General features: G+C 64.6%; 13 protein-coding genes and 7 tRNA genes. 14 read left to right on the top strand and 6 right to left on the bottom strand.

Annotation, left to right across the window (positions count from 1 at the left end; genetic code table 11):
- Positions 1–85 precede the first annotated feature (85 nt).
- The gene (locus K2O50_RS18985; RefSeq protein WP_220689928.1) at positions 86–265 is read right to left on the bottom strand and encodes a hypothetical protein; all 180 of its coding nucleotides are present in this window, start codon (positions 263–265) and stop codon (positions 86–88) included.
- A 57-nt stretch (positions 266–322) separates the two neighbouring features.
- Here K2O50_RS18985 and K2O50_RS18980 point away from each other — a divergent pair, with 57 nt between their 5' ends.
- Entirely contained in the window at positions 323–736 is a 414-nt protein-coding gene (locus K2O50_RS18980; protein WP_050704716.1) for a cupin domain-containing protein, read from the top strand.
- Positions 737–749: 13 nt separating this feature from the next.
- On the opposite strand, the gene K2O50_RS18975 is transcribed toward K2O50_RS18980, so the two are convergent.
- From K2O50_RS18975 to K2O50_RS18965, 3 genes are all read right to left on the bottom strand, one after another.
- Positions 750–1,994 carry a cytosine deaminase gene (locus K2O50_RS18975; RefSeq protein WP_050704717.1) on the bottom strand — a complete coding sequence of 415 codons (1,245 nt, stop codon included), beginning with the start codon at positions 1,992–1,994 and terminating at the stop codon, positions 750–752.
- A 127-nt stretch (positions 1,995–2,121) separates the two neighbouring features.
- Positions 2,122–2,197, bottom strand: a tRNA-Asn gene (locus K2O50_RS18970).
- A 62-nt stretch (positions 2,198–2,259) separates the two neighbouring features.
- Complete coding sequence (locus K2O50_RS18965) at positions 2,260–3,456, bottom strand: amino acid aminotransferase (protein ID WP_050704718.1); 1,197 nt, start codon at positions 3,454–3,456, stop codon at positions 2,260–2,262.
- Positions 3,457–3,745: 289 nt separating this feature from the next.
- Between K2O50_RS18965 and uvrB the strand changes: the two genes are divergently transcribed.
- A complete protein-coding gene (uvrB, locus tag K2O50_RS18960) occupies positions 3,746–5,761 on the top strand; it encodes an excinuclease ABC subunit UvrB (RefSeq protein ID WP_050704719.1) in 2,016 nt (671 codons plus the stop codon).
- Between the two features lie 135 nt (positions 5,762–5,896).
- On the opposite strand, the gene K2O50_RS18955 is transcribed toward uvrB, so the two are convergent.
- Together K2O50_RS18955 and K2O50_RS18950 are read right to left on the bottom strand one after the other, a co-directional pair.
- Entirely contained in the window at positions 5,897–7,387 is a 1,491-nt protein-coding gene (locus K2O50_RS18955) for an MDR family MFS transporter (RefSeq protein WP_177330831.1), read from the bottom strand.
- A 49-nt stretch (positions 7,388–7,436) separates the two neighbouring features.
- A complete protein-coding gene (locus K2O50_RS18950) occupies positions 7,437–8,486 on the bottom strand; it encodes an HlyD family secretion protein (RefSeq protein ID WP_050704721.1) in 1,050 nt (349 codons plus the stop codon).
- 142 nt (positions 8,487–8,628) lie between these two features.
- On the opposite strand from K2O50_RS18950, the gene gltX reads away from it, so the two are divergent.
- From gltX to K2O50_RS18890, 12 genes are all read left to right on the top strand, one after another.
- Positions 8,629–10,110: a glutamate--tRNA ligase gene (gltX, locus tag K2O50_RS18945; RefSeq protein WP_028690423.1), complete on the top strand. Its 1,482-nt coding sequence runs from the start codon at positions 8,629–8,631 to the stop codon at positions 10,108–10,110.
- 324 nt (positions 10,111–10,434) lie between these two features.
- Positions 10,435–10,510, top strand: a tRNA-Ala gene (locus K2O50_RS18940).
- A gap of 72 nt (positions 10,511–10,582) precedes the next feature.
- A tRNA-Glu gene (locus tag K2O50_RS18935) sits at positions 10,583–10,658 on the top strand.
- 53 nt (positions 10,659–10,711) lie between these two features.
- Positions 10,712–10,787, top strand: a tRNA-Ala gene (locus K2O50_RS18930).
- Positions 10,788–10,829: 42 nt separating this feature from the next.
- Positions 10,830–10,905, top strand: a tRNA-Glu gene (locus K2O50_RS18925).
- 66 nt (positions 10,906–10,971) lie between these two features.
- Positions 10,972–11,047, top strand: a tRNA-Ala gene (locus tag K2O50_RS18920).
- Positions 11,048–11,089: 42 nt separating this feature from the next.
- A tRNA-Glu gene (locus tag K2O50_RS18915) sits at positions 11,090–11,165 on the top strand.
- 171 nt (positions 11,166–11,336) lie between these two features.
- Positions 11,337–11,876 carry a TetR/AcrR family transcriptional regulator gene (locus K2O50_RS18910; RefSeq protein WP_050704722.1) on the top strand — a complete coding sequence of 180 codons (540 nt, stop codon included), beginning with the start codon at positions 11,337–11,339 and terminating at the stop codon, positions 11,874–11,876.
- 24 nt (positions 11,877–11,900) lie between these two features.
- Positions 11,901–12,734 carry an alpha/beta fold hydrolase gene (locus K2O50_RS18905; protein WP_050704723.1) on the top strand — a complete coding sequence of 278 codons (834 nt, stop codon included), beginning with the start codon at positions 11,901–11,903 and terminating at the stop codon, positions 12,732–12,734.
- Between the two features lie 44 nt (positions 12,735–12,778).
- Positions 12,779–13,213: a thioesterase family protein gene (locus tag K2O50_RS18900; RefSeq protein ID WP_050704724.1), complete on the top strand. Its 435-nt coding sequence runs from the start codon at positions 12,779–12,781 to the stop codon at positions 13,211–13,213.
- 52 nt (positions 13,214–13,265) lie between these two features.
- On the top strand, positions 13,266–14,237 hold the full coding sequence (locus K2O50_RS18895; RefSeq protein WP_050704725.1) for a tRNA-dihydrouridine synthase: 972 nt from the start codon (positions 13,266–13,268) through the stop codon (positions 14,235–14,237).
- A gap of 168 nt (positions 14,238–14,405) precedes the next feature.
- Positions 14,406–14,849 carry an Hsp20 family protein gene (locus tag K2O50_RS18890; protein WP_050704726.1) on the top strand — a complete coding sequence of 148 codons (444 nt, stop codon included), beginning with the start codon at positions 14,406–14,408 and terminating at the stop codon, positions 14,847–14,849.
- Positions 14,850–14,852: the final 3 nt, after the last annotated feature.

The raw sequence follows: 14,852 nt of genomic DNA, 5'->3' as shown, positions 1-14,852 counted from the left end.
GCCCGTCACCTCCCTCCGCAAGGCCTGCGTTCGGCCTCCTGAAGTCGCGAAGGTACGGGCGGCGCCTGGGCTGACGTAGCTGTCGCTAGTTGGGTATGGCGCTAAACTTTTGATCGGCAACGGCAACGGCAACGGCAACGGCAACGGCAACGGCAACGGCAACGGCAACGGCAACGGCAACGGCAACGGCAACGGCAACGGCAACGGCAACGGCCAAAACGATAAACTGGCAATCGGCCTCCAGTTTTTTCCGCGAATTGGCCATTTGCCCCTCACCACCCTGGGCTTAACCTGCAGGCAGATACCCCTCAGGAGAAACCCCATGCGATCCATCCGTCTGCCCATTGCCCTACTGACGTTAGGCCTGCTCGCCCCGTTGTCACCCACCTGGGCCCACGGCGAGAATCCCGACCAGGTCAAGATTCTCCAGGAGCAACTCCCCACCAACGCCCCCGGCAAGAAAGCCGTGATGCTCACGGTCAGCTATGGCCCCGGCCAGGCGTCGCCCGCCCACCAGCATCCGGGAGCGGTCATGGCTTATGTATTGGACGGGGCGGTGACCTCCAAGCTCAATGACGAACCGGAGAAAACCTACAAGGCCGGCGAGTTCTGGTACGAGGCGCCGGGCACCGTGCACAGCGTGTCGCGCAATGCCAGCAAGACCGAGCCAGCAAAGTTGCTGGTCTGGAGCCTGGTGGACGAGGGGCGGCCAGTGACCGAGCCCCTGTCCCAATGATTGACCGAGGGGCTTACAGCGCGCCCTTCGCAGCCTGGATCAGGGCGTCGTCCAGCACCTGGCTGGGGGCGACCTGGACGCTCTGGGTGTAGAAGGGCGGCAGCTTCTGCGCCAACTGCGCCACGGCCTGCGGCGTCACACCCGGGTGCAGCAGCACGTATTGCAGATTGGACGGGAACGACTGCGGCACAGGCCCCTCCATGGTCGAGCCGTACGCACCGAAGGTCATCACTGCCTCACTGGTGCGCGGATCGGGGATGTACAGGAAGACGAACGTGCCGTACTTGGGATGGGTGAGGTATTGCTGCGCCTCGGCGCGGACCTGTGGGTCGTTGCTGTTCATCAACTGCCAGCGCATCAGGGCATAGCGGCGCGTGGTTTCCATGAACGCCGTGCGGATGGGCGACTGCTTTTCCTGGCCGCCAAGGCAGGCCAGCAGGTTACCGAACGGATCCAGCAAGGCCACGGCATTCATCGTATCGGCATGGCGCGCGGTTTCCGTCAGGGGCTTGGCCAAGGCAGCACCTGGCATGCGCGGGTCGTCGAACTTGACCGTCAATGCCCATGGGCTGAGTTCGGTCAATGCCTTGCGCACCGCGCTGTTGGCCGGCAGCGATGCCGGGTTTTTCAGCTTGTCAGGCGCCAGGCCACTGTTGTTGCTCGCATCGCGTACCGTGTTGACGCTGGCGTCGAAGATCGAGCCGGTCAGGCTGAATACCCGCGCGTCGATGGTCTCCTTCGCAAAGACGGGGCCTGTCGAGCCTTGGTACTGCCGATCGATAGGCTTGTCTACCGCGTAGTAGCCCCAAGTCTGCTGGGCTTTCTGGCGGACTTCCGGCGGCAGGGTCGGGAAGTCGAACTGGCTGTTGTAGTTGACCCCGGCATAGGTGTCTATGGCGCTGACCGCCACATTGAAGCCTGCGGTCAGCAGCGAGCCTGCGCACATCGCGCAGGGATCCAGGGTGGTCACCACGGTGAGCGCGCTGGGCGGCGGCAGGTTCAGGGCCTGGCGATTGTCGTAGTACCACTGCACCAGTTGGCGTTCGCCGTGGGCTGTCGGGTCATGGGGCAGGAACGGGGGTTGTGCGGTGCTGTCGGGGTAGGGCATCAGCACATTGTTGTGCATGGCCTTCAACACCTTGCCGGTGGCATTCTCGATGATGCAGCCGCCTACCGCGAACGTCTTCTGCTGCGCGGCGAGGATGGATTGATCGGCGACCACTTCCACGGCTTGCTGGGCATTGCGAACGGTGTCCATGTTGACTCCCTGTCGTTGCTGCGCGAGGTGCGCAGGCAGACGATAGTCCAGGGCAGTCGGAAAACAAGCGGCAGATCCTGAAAAGAAAAAACCTCCAGTGCTTGCGCATCTGGAGGTTTTCAGTGTTTGGCTCCGCGACCTGGACTCGAACCAGGGACCCAATGATTAACAGTCATTTGCTCTACCGACTGAGCTATCGCGGAATCTGCGCTTATCTTACCGACTGCCCGGGGGAAGTCAAGCTTCCCCCAAGACAATCAAGCAGTTACAGCACTTCGACGATGGCCTTGGTGACCACGTGAATGTTGCTCTGGTTCAGCGCGGCGACCGCGATGCGGCCGGTGTCCAGGGCGTAGATGCCGAAATCGTTCTTCAGGCGCGCCACTTGCTCCACGGTCAGGCCCGAGTAGGAGAACATGCCGCACTGGCGACCGACGAAGCTGAAGTCGCGCTTGGCGCCGTATTCGGCCAGCAGCTCGACCATCTGCTTGCGCATGCCATGGATGCGCTCGCGCATCTCGGCCAGCTCGGTTTCCCACATCTGGCGCAGCTCGGGGCTGTTGAGCACGGCGGCGACGATGCTGGCGCCGTGGGTCGGCGGGTTGGAGTAGGTGGTGCGGATCACACGCTTGACCTGCGACAGCACGCGGGTGCTCTCGTCTTTCGAGGCGGTGACGATCGACAGCGCGCCGACGCGCTCGCCGTACAGCGAGAACGACTTGGAGAACGAGCTGGAAACGAAGAACTCAAGGCCCGATTCGGCGAACAGGCGCACGGCGAAGGCGTCTTCGTCGATGCCGGCACCGAAGCCCTGGTAGGCCATGTCCAGGAACGGGATGTGGCCCTTGGCCTTGACCACTTCCAGGACGTTCTTCCAGTCGTCCAGCGACAGGTCGACACCGGTCGGGTTGTGGCAGCAGGCGTGCAGGACGATGACCGAGCCGGCCGGCAGTTTGTTCAGGTCCTCGAGCATGCCGGTGCGGTTGACGTCGTGGCTGGCGGCATCGTAGTAACGGTAGGTCTGTACCGGGAAGCCGGCGCTCTCGAACAGGGCGCGGTGGTTTTCCCAGCTCGGGTCGCTGATTGCGACCACGGCACCCGGCTGCAGGCGCTTGAGGAAGTCGGCGCCGATCTTCAGCGCGCCGGTGCCGCCCACGGCCTGCACGGTGACCACGCGACCGGCGGCCAGCAGCGGCGACTCGGCGCCGAAGATCAGCTTCTGCACGGCCTGGTCGTACTGGGCGATGCCGTCGATCGGCAGGTAGCCGCGGGAAGCGTGCTGGGCGGCACGGGCAGTCTCGGCCTCGATCACCGCGCGCAGCAGCGGGATGCGGCCTTCCTCATTGCAGTACACGCCCACGCCCAGGTTCACCTTGTCGGTGCGTGGGTCGGCGTTGAATGCTTCGTTGAGGCCCAGGATAGGGTCGCGGGGTGCCAGCTCGACAGCGGAAAACAGGCTCATTGTTACCTTGGCTCTGATAGGAGAGTGATAGGGGTCGCCACGCTCCAGCCGAAGGCACTGAAGCGGTGCGCAAACGGGGAGTCAGTATAGTGATACCGACCGGTCACTGCGACAGTCTGGCGCAGCTTTTCCGGCTGTTTGCGCAAATATTTTTCGACCATTGGTCGAATTGCCCGGTCCATTGACATGAACGTTCACAGGTCGGGCTTGAATCCGGCGCCCAGGGGGCGCATTTGGGTATAGACTACTGGCTAAATTTACAGTTGCCGCGACATCCACGAGGTCCGTCATGTCCGAGTTCCAGCTCGTCACCCGATTCCAGCCGGCCGGCGACCAGCCCGAGGCCATCCGCCAGATGGTCGAGGGCATCGACGCGGGCCTGTCGCACCAGACCCTGCTCGGGGTGACCGGCTCGGGCAAGACCTTCAGCATTGCCAACGTCATCCAGCAGGTGCAGCGCCCGACCATGGTGCTGGCGCCGAACAAGACCCTGGCGGCGCAGTTGTACGGCGAGTTCAAGGCGTTCTTCCCGAACAACGCGGTGGAGTACTTCGTCTCCTACTACGACTACTACCAGCCCGAAGCCTACGTGCCGTCGTCGGACACCTTCATCGAGAAGGACGCGTCGATCAACGACCACATCGAGCAGATGCGCCTGTCGGCGACCAAGGCGCTGCTGGAGCGACGCGACGCGATCATCGTCACCACCGTGTCGTGCATCTACGGTCTGGGCAGCCCCGAGACGTACCTGAAGATGGTCCTGCACGTCGATCGCGGCGACAAGCTCGACCAGCGCGCCCTGCTGCGGCGCCTGGCCGACCTGCAGTACACCCGCAACGAGATGGACTTCGCCCGTGCCACCTTCCGTGTGCGCGGCGACGTGATCGACATCTTCCCGGCCGAATCGGACCTGGAGGCGATCCGCATCGAGCTGTTCGACGACGAGGTGGAGAACATCGCCGCCTTCGACCCGCTCACCGGCGAGGTGATCCGCAAGCTGCCGCGGTTCACCTTCTATCCCAAGAGCCACTACGTGACCCCGCGGGAAACCCTGGTCGAGGCCGTGGACGGGATCAAGGAGGAGCTCAAGGAGCGCCTCGAGTACCTGAATTCGCACAACAAGCTGGTGGAGGCCCAGCGCCTGGAGCAGCGCACCCGTTTCGACCTGGAGATGATCCTCGAACTGGGCTACTGCAACGGCATCGAGAACTACTCGCGCTACCTCTCCGGGCGCCCGGCCGGCGCGCCGCCGCCCACGCTCTACGACTACCTGCCGGATGACGCGCTGCTGGTGATCGACGAATCCCACGTCAGCGTTCCCCAGGTCGGCGCCATGTACAAGGGCGACCGCTCGCGCAAGGAAACCCTGGTGGAGTACGGCTTCCGCCTGCCGTCGGCACTGGACAACCGGCCGATGCGTTTTGATGAATGGGAGGCGGTCAGCCCGCAGACCATCTTCGTTTCCGCCACGCCCGGCCCCTACGAGGCCGAGCACGCCGGGCGGGTGGTGGAGCAGGTGGTGCGGCCGACCGGCCTGGTCGATCCGCAGGTCGAGGTGCGCCCGGCATTGACCCAGGTGGACGACCTGCTGTCGGAGATCGGCAAGCGCGTGGCCATGGGCGAGCGGGTGCTGGCCACCACGCTCACCAAACGCATGGCCGAGGACCTCACCGACTACCTGGCCGACCACGACGTGCGGGTGCGCTACCTGCACTCGGACATCGACACCGTCGAGCGGGTCGAGATCATCCGCGACCTGCGCCTGGGCACCTTCGACGTGCTGGTGGGGATCAACCTGCTGCGCGAGGGCCTGGACATGCCCGAGGTGTCGCTGGTGGCGATCCTCGATGCCGACAAGGAAGGTTTCCTGCGTTCCGAGCGCTCGCTGATCCAGACCATCGGCCGTGCCGCGCGCAACCTCAATGGCAAGGCGATTCTCTACGCCGACAACATCACCGGCTCCATGCAGCGGGCCATCGACGAGACCGAGCGGCGCCGGGCCAAGCAGGTGGCGTTCAACGAAGCCAATGGCATCGTGCCCAAGGGCGTGGTCAAGGACATCACCGACATCATGGAAGGCGCCACGGTGCCTGGAGCGCGGAGCAAGAAGCGCAAGGGCATGGCCAAGGCGGCGGAGGAGGCCGAGCGCTACGAGGCCGAGCTGCAGACCCCGGCGCAGATCACCAAGCGCATCAAGCAGCTGGAAGAAAAGATGTTCCAGTTCGCCCGCGACCTGGAGTTCGAGGCCGCCGCGCAGTTGCGCGACGAGATCGGCAAGCTGCGCGAGCGCCTGCTGACCAGTTGAGCAGTGTCTATCAGTAACGGCCTCTTCGCGGGTAAACCCGCTCCCACAGGTTCAGCGTCAACGCGAATCCTGTGGGAGCGGGTTTACCCGCGAAGAGGCCGGCAGCCGCACGACAGATTCTGTTTGTGAACTGTGTCAGTGCGCCTCACCCGCCTTCAACCCCTGCGGCAACGTGCGCGTCAGCAACACCGCCAGCGTGCTCACCGCCAGCCCGATCCCGACAAAATGGAAGGCATCGTTATAGGCCATGATCAAGGCCTGCTGGTGGGTAATCTCGGACAGCTTGCCCAGCGCCGCGTTATCGCTGCCCAGCCGCTCTGCCAGCTGCGCCAGTCGCTCCGCCACCTGGGGGTTGCTCGGCACCACCGCCTCGCGCAGGTAGTCGAAGTATTCCTTGGTTCGTGCATCCAGCAGCGTCGCCAGCAAGGCAATGCCGATGGCGCCGCCCAGGTTGCGCAGGATATTGAACAGGCTCGACGCCGAGCCCGCGTCCTGGGGCTGGATGTAGGCCGTGGCAATCAGCGAGATGGTCACCATGATCATCGGCTGGCCAAGGGCGCGGATTACCTGGATCTGATTGAACTGCGGGCCGGCGAAGTCCGGGTTGAGCACCCCGGAGCCGAAGCTGGCCGCGCCGAACAGGCAAAAGCCCAGGGCGCACAGCACCTTGGGCGGGATCACCTTCATCAACTGCGGCACCAGCGGGATCAGGAACAGCTGCGGCACCCCCATCCACATGATCACCTCGCCGATCTGCAGGGCGTTGTAGCCCTGGATCTGCGCCAGGTACAGCGGCAGCAGGTAGATCGACCCGTACAGGCCGACGCCCATGCCCAGGCTGGCGATGCTCGACAGGCCGAAATTGCGGTTGCCGAGGATGCGCAGGTTGATCAGCGGGTGCGGGCGGGAGAACTGCAGGATCACGAACAGGATCAGGCTGAGCAGGGCGACGCTGCCGAGGCTTACGATCAGGTTCGATTCCAGCCAGTCCTTGCGATGCCCCTCCTCGAGAAACACCTGCAGGCAGCCCAGGCCCAGGCCGAGGGTGGCGATACCGGCGTAGTCGGTGCTCTTGAGCAGTTCCCAGTGTGCTTCCTTTTTCTCCAGCCCGTAGAGCAGGCCGGCGATCATCACCAGCCCGGGCGGGATGTTGATGTAGAAGATGTATTCCCAGCCCCAGTTCTCGGTCAGCCAGCCGCCCAGGGTCGGGCCGATGGAGGGGGCGAAGGTGGCGGTCATGGCGAACATGGCCATGCCCTTGGCGCGGTGGTGTTCGGGCAGCTTGATCAGGGTCAGGGTGAACGCCAGCGGGATCAGCGCGCCGCCGGTGAAGCCTTGCAGGGCGCGAAACACGATCATGCTCTCGAGGTTCCAGGCCATCGAGCACAGCAGCGACGACACCAGGAAGCCCAGCGACACCCACACCGCCAGGCGCCGGGCCGAGAGCAGCTGCACCAGCCAGGCGGTCAGCGGGATCATGATGATCTCGGCCACCAGGTATGAGGTGGAGATCCACGAGCCTTCCTCCAGGGTCGCCGACAGCGCGCCCTGGATGTCCTTGAGCGAAGAGTTGGTGATCTGGATGTCCAGCACCGCCATGAAGGCGCCGAGCATCACGCTCATCACCGCGATCCAGTCGCGCCGGGTCGGCTCCGCGGTGGGGCGCAGCAGCGGGTCACCGGCCATCCGCATCCCCATCGCGCAGGTCGACCGTGGCGGTGACCGACATGCCTGGGCGGATGCGTCCATGCAACGGGTTGTCGGCGGCGAAGGTCAGCTTGACCGGAATGCGCTGCACCACCTTGGTGAAGTTGCCGGTGGCGTTGTCTGGCGGCAACAGGCTGAACTGCGCGCCGGAAGCGGCGAACAGGCTGTTCACGCGGCCTTCGATCGGGGTGTCGGGGTAGCTGTCGAACAGCAGTTCGGCACGCTGGCCGGGGTGCATCCGGCCGATCTGGGTTTCCTTGAAGTTGGCCTGCACCCAGATGTCCTCGTCGGGGACGATCGACAGCAGGTAGGCGCCGGCCTGCACCACCTGGCCGTTGCGGGCGCTGCGCTGGCCGATGGTGCCGCTGATCGGCGCGTGGATCGCGCAGCGGGTCAGGTTCAGCTCGGCCTGGGCCAGGTCGGCGTGGGCATTGGCGATCTGCGCGTCGAGGCGCTTGAGTTCGGCGTTCAGGGCGTCGACCTGCTGGCGCTGGCCCTTGAGGTCGGCCTGGGCCTTGTCCACCTGGGAGCGGGCGACATGGCTTTCCGCCGACAGGGTGGTGACCCGCTCTTCGGAGACGAAGCCTGGCTTGCGCAGGGCCTGAGCGCGGTTGAGGTCCAGCTGCGAGCGGTCGAGGGTGGCCTGGCTGGCGGCGACCTGGGCTTGGCCGGCGGCGATCAGGCTGCCTTGCTGGGTCAGGCGGCTGCGCGCCTGGGCCAGTTCCGCCTCGCGGGTGGCCAGGGCCGCGCGGGCGCGCTCGACGGCCAGTTCGAAGTCGGCGGCTTCCAGGCGCACCAAAAGGTCGCCCTTGCGCACGTGTTGGTTGTCCTCGACCCGCACCTCGTCGATGCGCGCGCCCAGCTGGCTGGAGATGCGGGTGATCTCGCCCTGCACATAGGCGTTGTCGGTGCTCTCGAAGAAGCGCCCCTTGAAGTACCAGTGGGCCAGGAAGGCGAGGCCGACCAGCAGCACCAGGGAGAGGAAGACCAGCAGGCGACGTTTGAGTGGAGTGGGCATGGGAGGCAGTCATTGCGAAAATGTAAGCAAATATAACAGCGCTCGACCGGACGCTCACAAGTGACGATCGCGCCATTGCTGGAGCCCGGTGCCCGCTCCCTGCTAACATTCCGCCTTTGTTTCTCTTTGTCCGAGACTCTCCATGACCACCGTTCGTACGCGCATCGCGCCATCGCCCACCGGCGACCCCCATGTCGGCACCGCCTACATCGCCCTGTTCAACTACTGCTTCGCCAAGCAGCACGGCGGTGAGTTCATCCTGCGGATCGAAGACACCGACCAGTTGCGCTCCACCCGCGAGTCCGAGCAGCAGATCTTCGACGCCCTGCGCTGGCTCGGCATCGAATGGAACGAAGGCCCGGACGTCGGCGGCCCGCACGGCCCGTACCGGCAGAGCGAGCGTGGCGAGATCTATGCCAAGTACGCCAAGCAGCTGGTCGACGCCGGCCATGCCTTCTACTGCTTCTGCACCGCCGAAGAGCTGGAGCAGATGCGTGCCGAGCAGATGGCCCGCGGCGAAACCCCGCGCTACGACGGCCGCGCCCTGTTGCTGAGCGACGAGGAAGTGCAGCGCCGCCTGGCCGCTGGCGAGCCGCACGTGATCCGCATGAAGGTGCCGAGCGAAGGCGTCTGCGTGGTACCGGACATGCTCCGTGGCGACGTCGAGATCCCGTGGGACCGCATGGACATGCAGGTGCTGATGAAGAACGACGGCCTGCCGACGTACTTCCTGGCCAACGTGGTCGACGACCACCTGATGGGCATCACCCATGTGCTGCGCGGCGAAGAGTGGCTGCCGTCGGCGCCCAAGCTGATCAAGCTGTATGAGTACTTCGGCTGGGAACAGCCCAAGCTGTGCTACATGCCGCTGCTGCGCAACCCCGACAAGAGCAAGCTGTCCAAGCGCAAGAACCCGACCTCGGTGACCTTCTACGAGCGCATGGGCTTCATGCCCGAAGCGATGCTCAACTACCTGGGGCGCATGGGCTGGTCGATGCCGGATGAGCGCGAGAAGTTCTCGCTGGCCGAGATGGTCGAGCACTTCGACCTGTCGCGCATCTCCCTGGGCGGTCCGATCTTCGACATCGAGAAGCTGTCGTGGCTGAACGGCCAGTGGCTGCGTGAGCTGCCGGTGGAAGAGTTCGCCGCGCGCGTGCAGAAGTGGGCGTTCAACAGCGACTACATGATGAAGATCGCCCCGCACGTGCAGGGCCGGGTCGAGACCTTCAGCCAGGTCGCCCCGCTGGGTGGCTTCTTCTTCGAGGGCGCGCTCAAGCTCGACGCCAAGCTGTTCGAGAGCAAGAAGCTGTCGGCCGACCAGGTACGCCAGGTGATGCAGCTGATCCTGTGGAAGCTGGAAAGCCTGCGTCAGTGGGAAAAGGACCGTATCACCGGCTGCATCCAGGCCGTGGTCGAGTCGCTGGAGTTCAAGCTGCGCGATGCCATGCCGCTGATGTTCGCCGCCATCACCGGCCAGGCCAGCTCGGTGTCGGTGCTCGACGCCATGGAAATCCTCGGTCCCGATCTGACCCGCTACCGCCTGCGCCAGGCCATCGACCTGCTCGGTGGCGTGTCGAAGAAGGAAAACAAGGAGTGGGAGAAGCTGCTGGCGAACATCGCCTGATCCAGCTTTCACCGATTCTGTAGGAGCGGCCTTGTGCCGCGAAAGGGCCGCATGGCGGCCCCAGTGATTTATGCACTGATGCTGAAATCGAGGGACCGCTTTGCGGTCCTTTCGCGACACAAGGCCGCTCCTACAAGGGAACGGCGCTCTGATTCAGCAGGGCAGGGCGGTAAGTGATTGTTATCTGTGAAAAAAATTTTGAATATTTTCAAAAATTCGTTTGACAGCCCTGCAATCCGATCTTAATATGCGCCCCGTCCACAGCGATGAGCGAAAACGAAACGCCAGGCACCCAGCCAGCGCTTCGGTTCAGAGCGACATTGTGGGGCTATAGCTCAGCTGGGAGAGCGCCTGCATGGCATGCAGGAGGTCAGCGGTTCGATCCCGCTTAGCTCCACCAAATTCCGACTGATGGCCAAGGCCGTCAGGCAAGACCGGTTCCAGCAAACTGGTCTTGAAGGTAAGAAGGTTCGTCCCCTTCGTCTAGTGGCCTAGGACACCGCCCTTTCACGGCGGTAACAGGGGTTCGAGTCCCCTAGGGGACGCCAGTTTCACACAAGCGATGTTTCACGATGTCGCTGGGCCGCGAGGCTAGAAATCCGGGGCTATAGCTCAGCTGGGAGAGCGCCTGCATGGCATGCAGGAGGTCAGCGGTTCGATCCCGCTTAGCTCCACCAATTTTGCCGCGATTCGCGAAAGCGGGTCGGCACGAAGGTTACGTCCCCTTCGTCTAGTGGCCTAGGACACCGCCCTTTCACGGCGGTAACAGGGGTTCGAGTCCCCTAGGGGACGCCACTTTTACCCGCGTTTGCGGGAGTTGAATGGCTCATCATCCAGATCGGTGAGTCATTTGTTTTACTCGGGGCTATAGCTCAGCTGGGAGAGCGCCTGCATGGCATGCAGGAGGTCAGCGGTTCGATCCCGCTTAGCTCCACCAATTCGCCACGATTCGCAGCAGCGAGTCGGCACGAAGGTTAAAGTCCCCTTCGTCTAGTGGCCTAGGACACCGCCCTTTCACGGCGGTAACAGGGGTTCGAGTCCCCTAGGGGACGCCAATTTTTTACCTGCGTTTTGCAGGACTTATAAGGCTCATTCGATTATTGAATGGGCCTTTTGTTTTTTCTGCCTCCCGAAAACTGTCGCTGCGCCGATCAATGGCCGCAGATTCCGCTTGCCAGAAAATATTATGAGCATAATATGATAGGCATAATGTTTTGAGGTGAGCCATGAGCGACAAGAAGAGCAAGACCCGCGAACGCATCCTTGATGCCGCCCGTAGCGCGCTGGTCCAGCAGGGGCCGGCCGAGCCGAGCGTCAGCCAGGTCATGGGTGCCGCGGGGCTGACAGTCGGCGGCTTCTATGCCCACTTCGACAGCAAGGACGAGCTCATGCTCGAGGCGTTCAGCCAGTTGCTCGGCGAGCGCCGCGCCTTGCTCGCTCAGGTCGATCCCGCCCTTGACGGCGCCGGGCGTCGGGCCCTGGTCGCGGCCTTCTACCTGTCGCGCAAGCACCGAGATTCCGAGGTGCAGGCGTGTCCGATCCCCAATGCGCTGAGCGAGATGCAACGTCTGCCGGAGGCGTTTCGCAACGTGCTGGCCGAACACATCGAGCTGATGACCGCACAGATGGTCGATCGCCCCGAAGACATCGACAAGGCGCTGGCCGATTTCGCCCTGATGGTGGGTGGCCTGGCCGTGGCCCGTGCCCTGGGCGATGGCGAGCTGTCCGACCGTATCCTGCGCGCCGCCAAGTCGGCGGTGATCTGAGCAACCTGACCCTGGAGCAAGGCGATGACTACTTTGAGCTGGATTCGTGGCGTCAATGGCACCCTCGGCCACCTGGTCCCCGAGCATGTCGCCGGCAAGATGCGTCGTGCCTTCATGACGCCGCGCACCTTGCCGCCCAAATCCTGGGAGCTGCCGCTGCTGGCCCGCGCCGAGCGCATTACCCTGCGCTTCGGGCTGTCGGCGCTGCGCTGGGGGCAGGGACCGACGGTGTTGCTGATGCACGGCTGGGAAGGGCGTCCGACCCAGTTCGCGGCGCTGATCGAGCGGCTGGTCGACAGCGGCCACACCGTGGTGTCGCTGGAAGGGCCGGCCCATGGGCGCTCGCCCGGCGAGCAGGCGCATGTGGTGGCGTTTGCCCGGGCCTTGCTGGAGGCCGCCGCCGAGCTGCCGCCGTTGCGGGCAGTGATTGGCCACTCCATGGGCGGCGCCAGCCTGTTGCTGGCCCTGCAATGGGGGCTGCGCACCGATGCGGCGGTCAGCATCGCCGCGCCGGCACGCCTGCTTGGCGTGCTGCGCGGCTTCGCCCGGCGTCTTGGCCTGCCGGCCCGGGCCAGGGCCGCGTTCATCCGTCAGGTGGAGCGGGATGTCGGCGTCCAAGTGGCGCGCCTGGATGTCAGTGGCTATCAGCTGGATGTGCCGGGCCTGGTGGTGCATGCCGAGGACGATCCGGTGGTGCCGGCCGGCGAGGCGCCGGTGATTCACCAGGCCTGGTTCGACAGCCGTTTGCTGCTGCTGGAGGAGGGCGGCCATCAGCGGGTGCTGGCCGACCCGCGCCTGGGCGAGGCGGTGATGGAACTGCTGGCGCGCTCCAGCCAGCGCGCGCGGCAAAGCGCCTGAGCATCCGTTACACTCTGCCCGGTCACTGAACACCGGGAGCGGGCATGAGTTGGGATCTGGCAGCACCATTCATCATCGACCTACGCGTCGGCAGCGAGGACATCGACGGCCTCGGCCACGCCAACAACGCCGTCTATGTCACCTGGCTAGAGCGCTGTGCCTGGCGCCATTCCCAGCGCCTGGGGCTGGACCTGGCCGAGTATCGCCGGCTGGACCGGGCGATGGCCGTGGTCCGCCATGAAATCGACTACCTCGCCGCCGCCTATGAGGACGACGAGCTGCAGCTGGGCACCTGGATCGTCGACTGGGACCAGCGCCTGCGCATGACCCGACGCTTCCAGCTCAAGCGCCCGAGTGATGGCGTCACCTTGCTGCGGGCGCAGACCACCTTCGCCTGCATCGAGCTGTCCAGCGGCAAGCCCAAGCGCATGCCGGCGGAATTCCTCGATGGTTACGGTCCGGCGCTGACCGGCCGCTGAAGCGCGGCGGTTTTTTGCTAGACTGCCGCCTTTTGCGTGGCGAGACCCTGAAATGCAAATTGCCCTGGCCCCGATGGAGGGGCTGGTCGACAACATCCTGCGCGACGTCCTGACCCGGGTGGGCGGCATCGATTGGTGCGTCACCGAGTTCATCCGCGTCTGCGACCGCCTGCTGCCGGCGTCGTCGTTCGACAAGCTGGCGCCAGAGCTGCGCCAGGGCGCGCGCACCGCCGCCGGCGTGCCGATGCGTGTACAGCTGCTCGGCTCGGATCCTGTGTGCCTGGCTGAAAACGCGGCCCTGGCCTGCGAGCTGGGCGCGCCGGTCATCGACCTGAACTTCGGTTGCCCGGCCAAGACCGTCAACAAGTCCCGGGGCGGGGCGGTGCTGCTCAAGGAGCCCGAGCTGCTGCACGCGATCGTCCGCGAGGTGCGTCGCGCGGTGCCGGCGCATATTCCGGTGACCTCGAAGATGCGTCTGGGCTACGACAGCCCCGACGGCGCGCTGGACTGCGCCAGGGCGCTGGCCGAAGGCGGCTCGGCGCACCTGGTGGTGCATGCGCGGACCAAGGTCGAGGGCTACAAGCCGCCGGCCCACTGGGAGTGGGTGGCGCGGGTGCAGGATGTGGTCGCGGTGCCGGTGTTCGCCAATGGCGAGATCTGGACGGTCGATGATTGGCGGCGCTGCCGCGAGGTCAGTGGCGCCAGGGATATCATGCTGGGCCGTGGGCTGGTGTCGCGTCCGGACCTGGCCCTGCAGATCGCCGCGGCCCGCGATGGCGTCGAGTACCAGCCGATGAGCTGGGACGAGTTGCTGCCGCTGCTGCGCGAGTTCTGGCGCCAGGCCCAGGACAAGCTGTCGCCGCGCTACGCGCCGGGGCGGATGAAACAGTGGCTGGCGATGCTGACCCGTGGCTATCCCGAGGCGGTGGCGCTGTTCGCCGAGTTGCGTCGGGAGGATGACTGCCAGCGGATCAGTGGGTTGCTGGGGATGGAGTTGCAGGCCGTCGAGGCTTGTGTCGCCTGAGCTGGCGCGATCGCGGGGCAAGTCCGCTCCCACGAAGCCATACCCAGTCGAAAATTTTTTCAGGCCAGCCCTTGAAAGCCTTTTGGCCGGACATATCTCTTGAGTACGCGATGCCGAAGTCGGGTCGCGTAGTGACTTTACTTGCTGAAATCTCAGGAGTTAATGACCATGACTACCGCTTTCTCTCTCGCACCGCTTTTCCGCAACTCCGTCGGTTTCGACCGTTTCAACGACCTGTTCGAAGCCGCCGCCCGTAACGAGGCTGGTAGCAGCTACCCGCCCTACAACGTGGAAAAGCATGGCGATGACCACTATCGCATCGTGGTTGCCGCAGCCGGCTTCCAGGAACAGGACCTCGACCTGCAGGTCGAAAAGGGCGTTCTGACCGTGACCGGCGGCAAGCGTGACAACACAGGCGAAGGCGTCACCTTCCTGCACCAGGGCATTGCCCAGCGCGCCTTCAAGCTGTCGTTCCGCCTGGCCGACCATATCGAAGTCAAGGGCGCGGGCCTGGCCAACGGCCTGCTCAGCATCGAGCTGCTGCGCATCGTGCCGGAAGAAGCCAAGGCCAAGCGCATCCCGATCAACGGCGAGAAGCCGGCGCTGAACTGAGTT

Origin of the sequence: Pseudomonas sp. 2hn (assembly GCF_019646095.1) — a bacterium.
GTDB classification, from domain to species: Bacteria; Pseudomonadota; Gammaproteobacteria; order Pseudomonadales; family Pseudomonadaceae; genus Aquipseudomonas; species Aquipseudomonas peradeniyensis.
The sequence above is the reverse complement of the archived record's forward strand: the minus strand, read 5'-3'. Positions and strand labels throughout refer to the sequence as shown.

Bases quoted from the DNA above. Each gene is read 5' to 3' on its own strand.
- K2O50_RS18985 (WP_220689928.1), bottom strand. From the start codon at position 265: ATGGCCAATTCGCGGAAAAAACTGGAGGCCGATTGCCAGTTTATCGTT.
- K2O50_RS18890 (WP_050704726.1), top strand. From the start codon at position 14,406: ATGACTACCGCTTTCTCTCTCGCACCGCTTTTCCGCAACTCCGTCGGT.
- K2O50_RS18895 (WP_050704725.1), top strand. From the start codon at position 13,266: ATGCAAATTGCCCTGGCCCCGATGGAGGGGCTGGTCGACAACATCCTG.
- K2O50_RS18905 (WP_050704723.1), top strand. From the start codon at position 11,901: ATGACTACTTTGAGCTGGATTCGTGGCGTCAATGGCACCCTCGGCCAC.
- K2O50_RS18975 (WP_050704717.1), bottom strand. From the start codon at position 1,994: ATGGACACCGTTCGCAATGCCCAGCAAGCCGTGGAAGTGGTCGCCGAT.
- K2O50_RS18980 (WP_050704716.1), top strand. From the start codon at position 323: ATGCGATCCATCCGTCTGCCCATTGCCCTACTGACGTTAGGCCTGCTC.
- uvrB (WP_050704719.1), top strand. From the start codon at position 3,746: ATGTCCGAGTTCCAGCTCGTCACCCGATTCCAGCCGGCCGGCGACCAG.
- gltX (WP_028690423.1), top strand. From the start codon at position 8,629: ATGACCACCGTTCGTACGCGCATCGCGCCATCGCCCACCGGCGACCCC.
- K2O50_RS18900 (WP_050704724.1), top strand. From the start codon at position 12,779: ATGAGTTGGGATCTGGCAGCACCATTCATCATCGACCTACGCGTCGGC.
- K2O50_RS18950 (WP_050704721.1), bottom strand. From the start codon at position 8,486: ATGCCCACTCCACTCAAACGTCGCCTGCTGGTCTTCCTCTCCCTGGTG.
- K2O50_RS18910 (WP_050704722.1), top strand. From the start codon at position 11,337: ATGAGCGACAAGAAGAGCAAGACCCGCGAACGCATCCTTGATGCCGCC.
- K2O50_RS18965 (WP_050704718.1), bottom strand. From the start codon at position 3,456: ATGAGCCTGTTTTCCGCTGTCGAGCTGGCACCCCGCGACCCTATCCTG.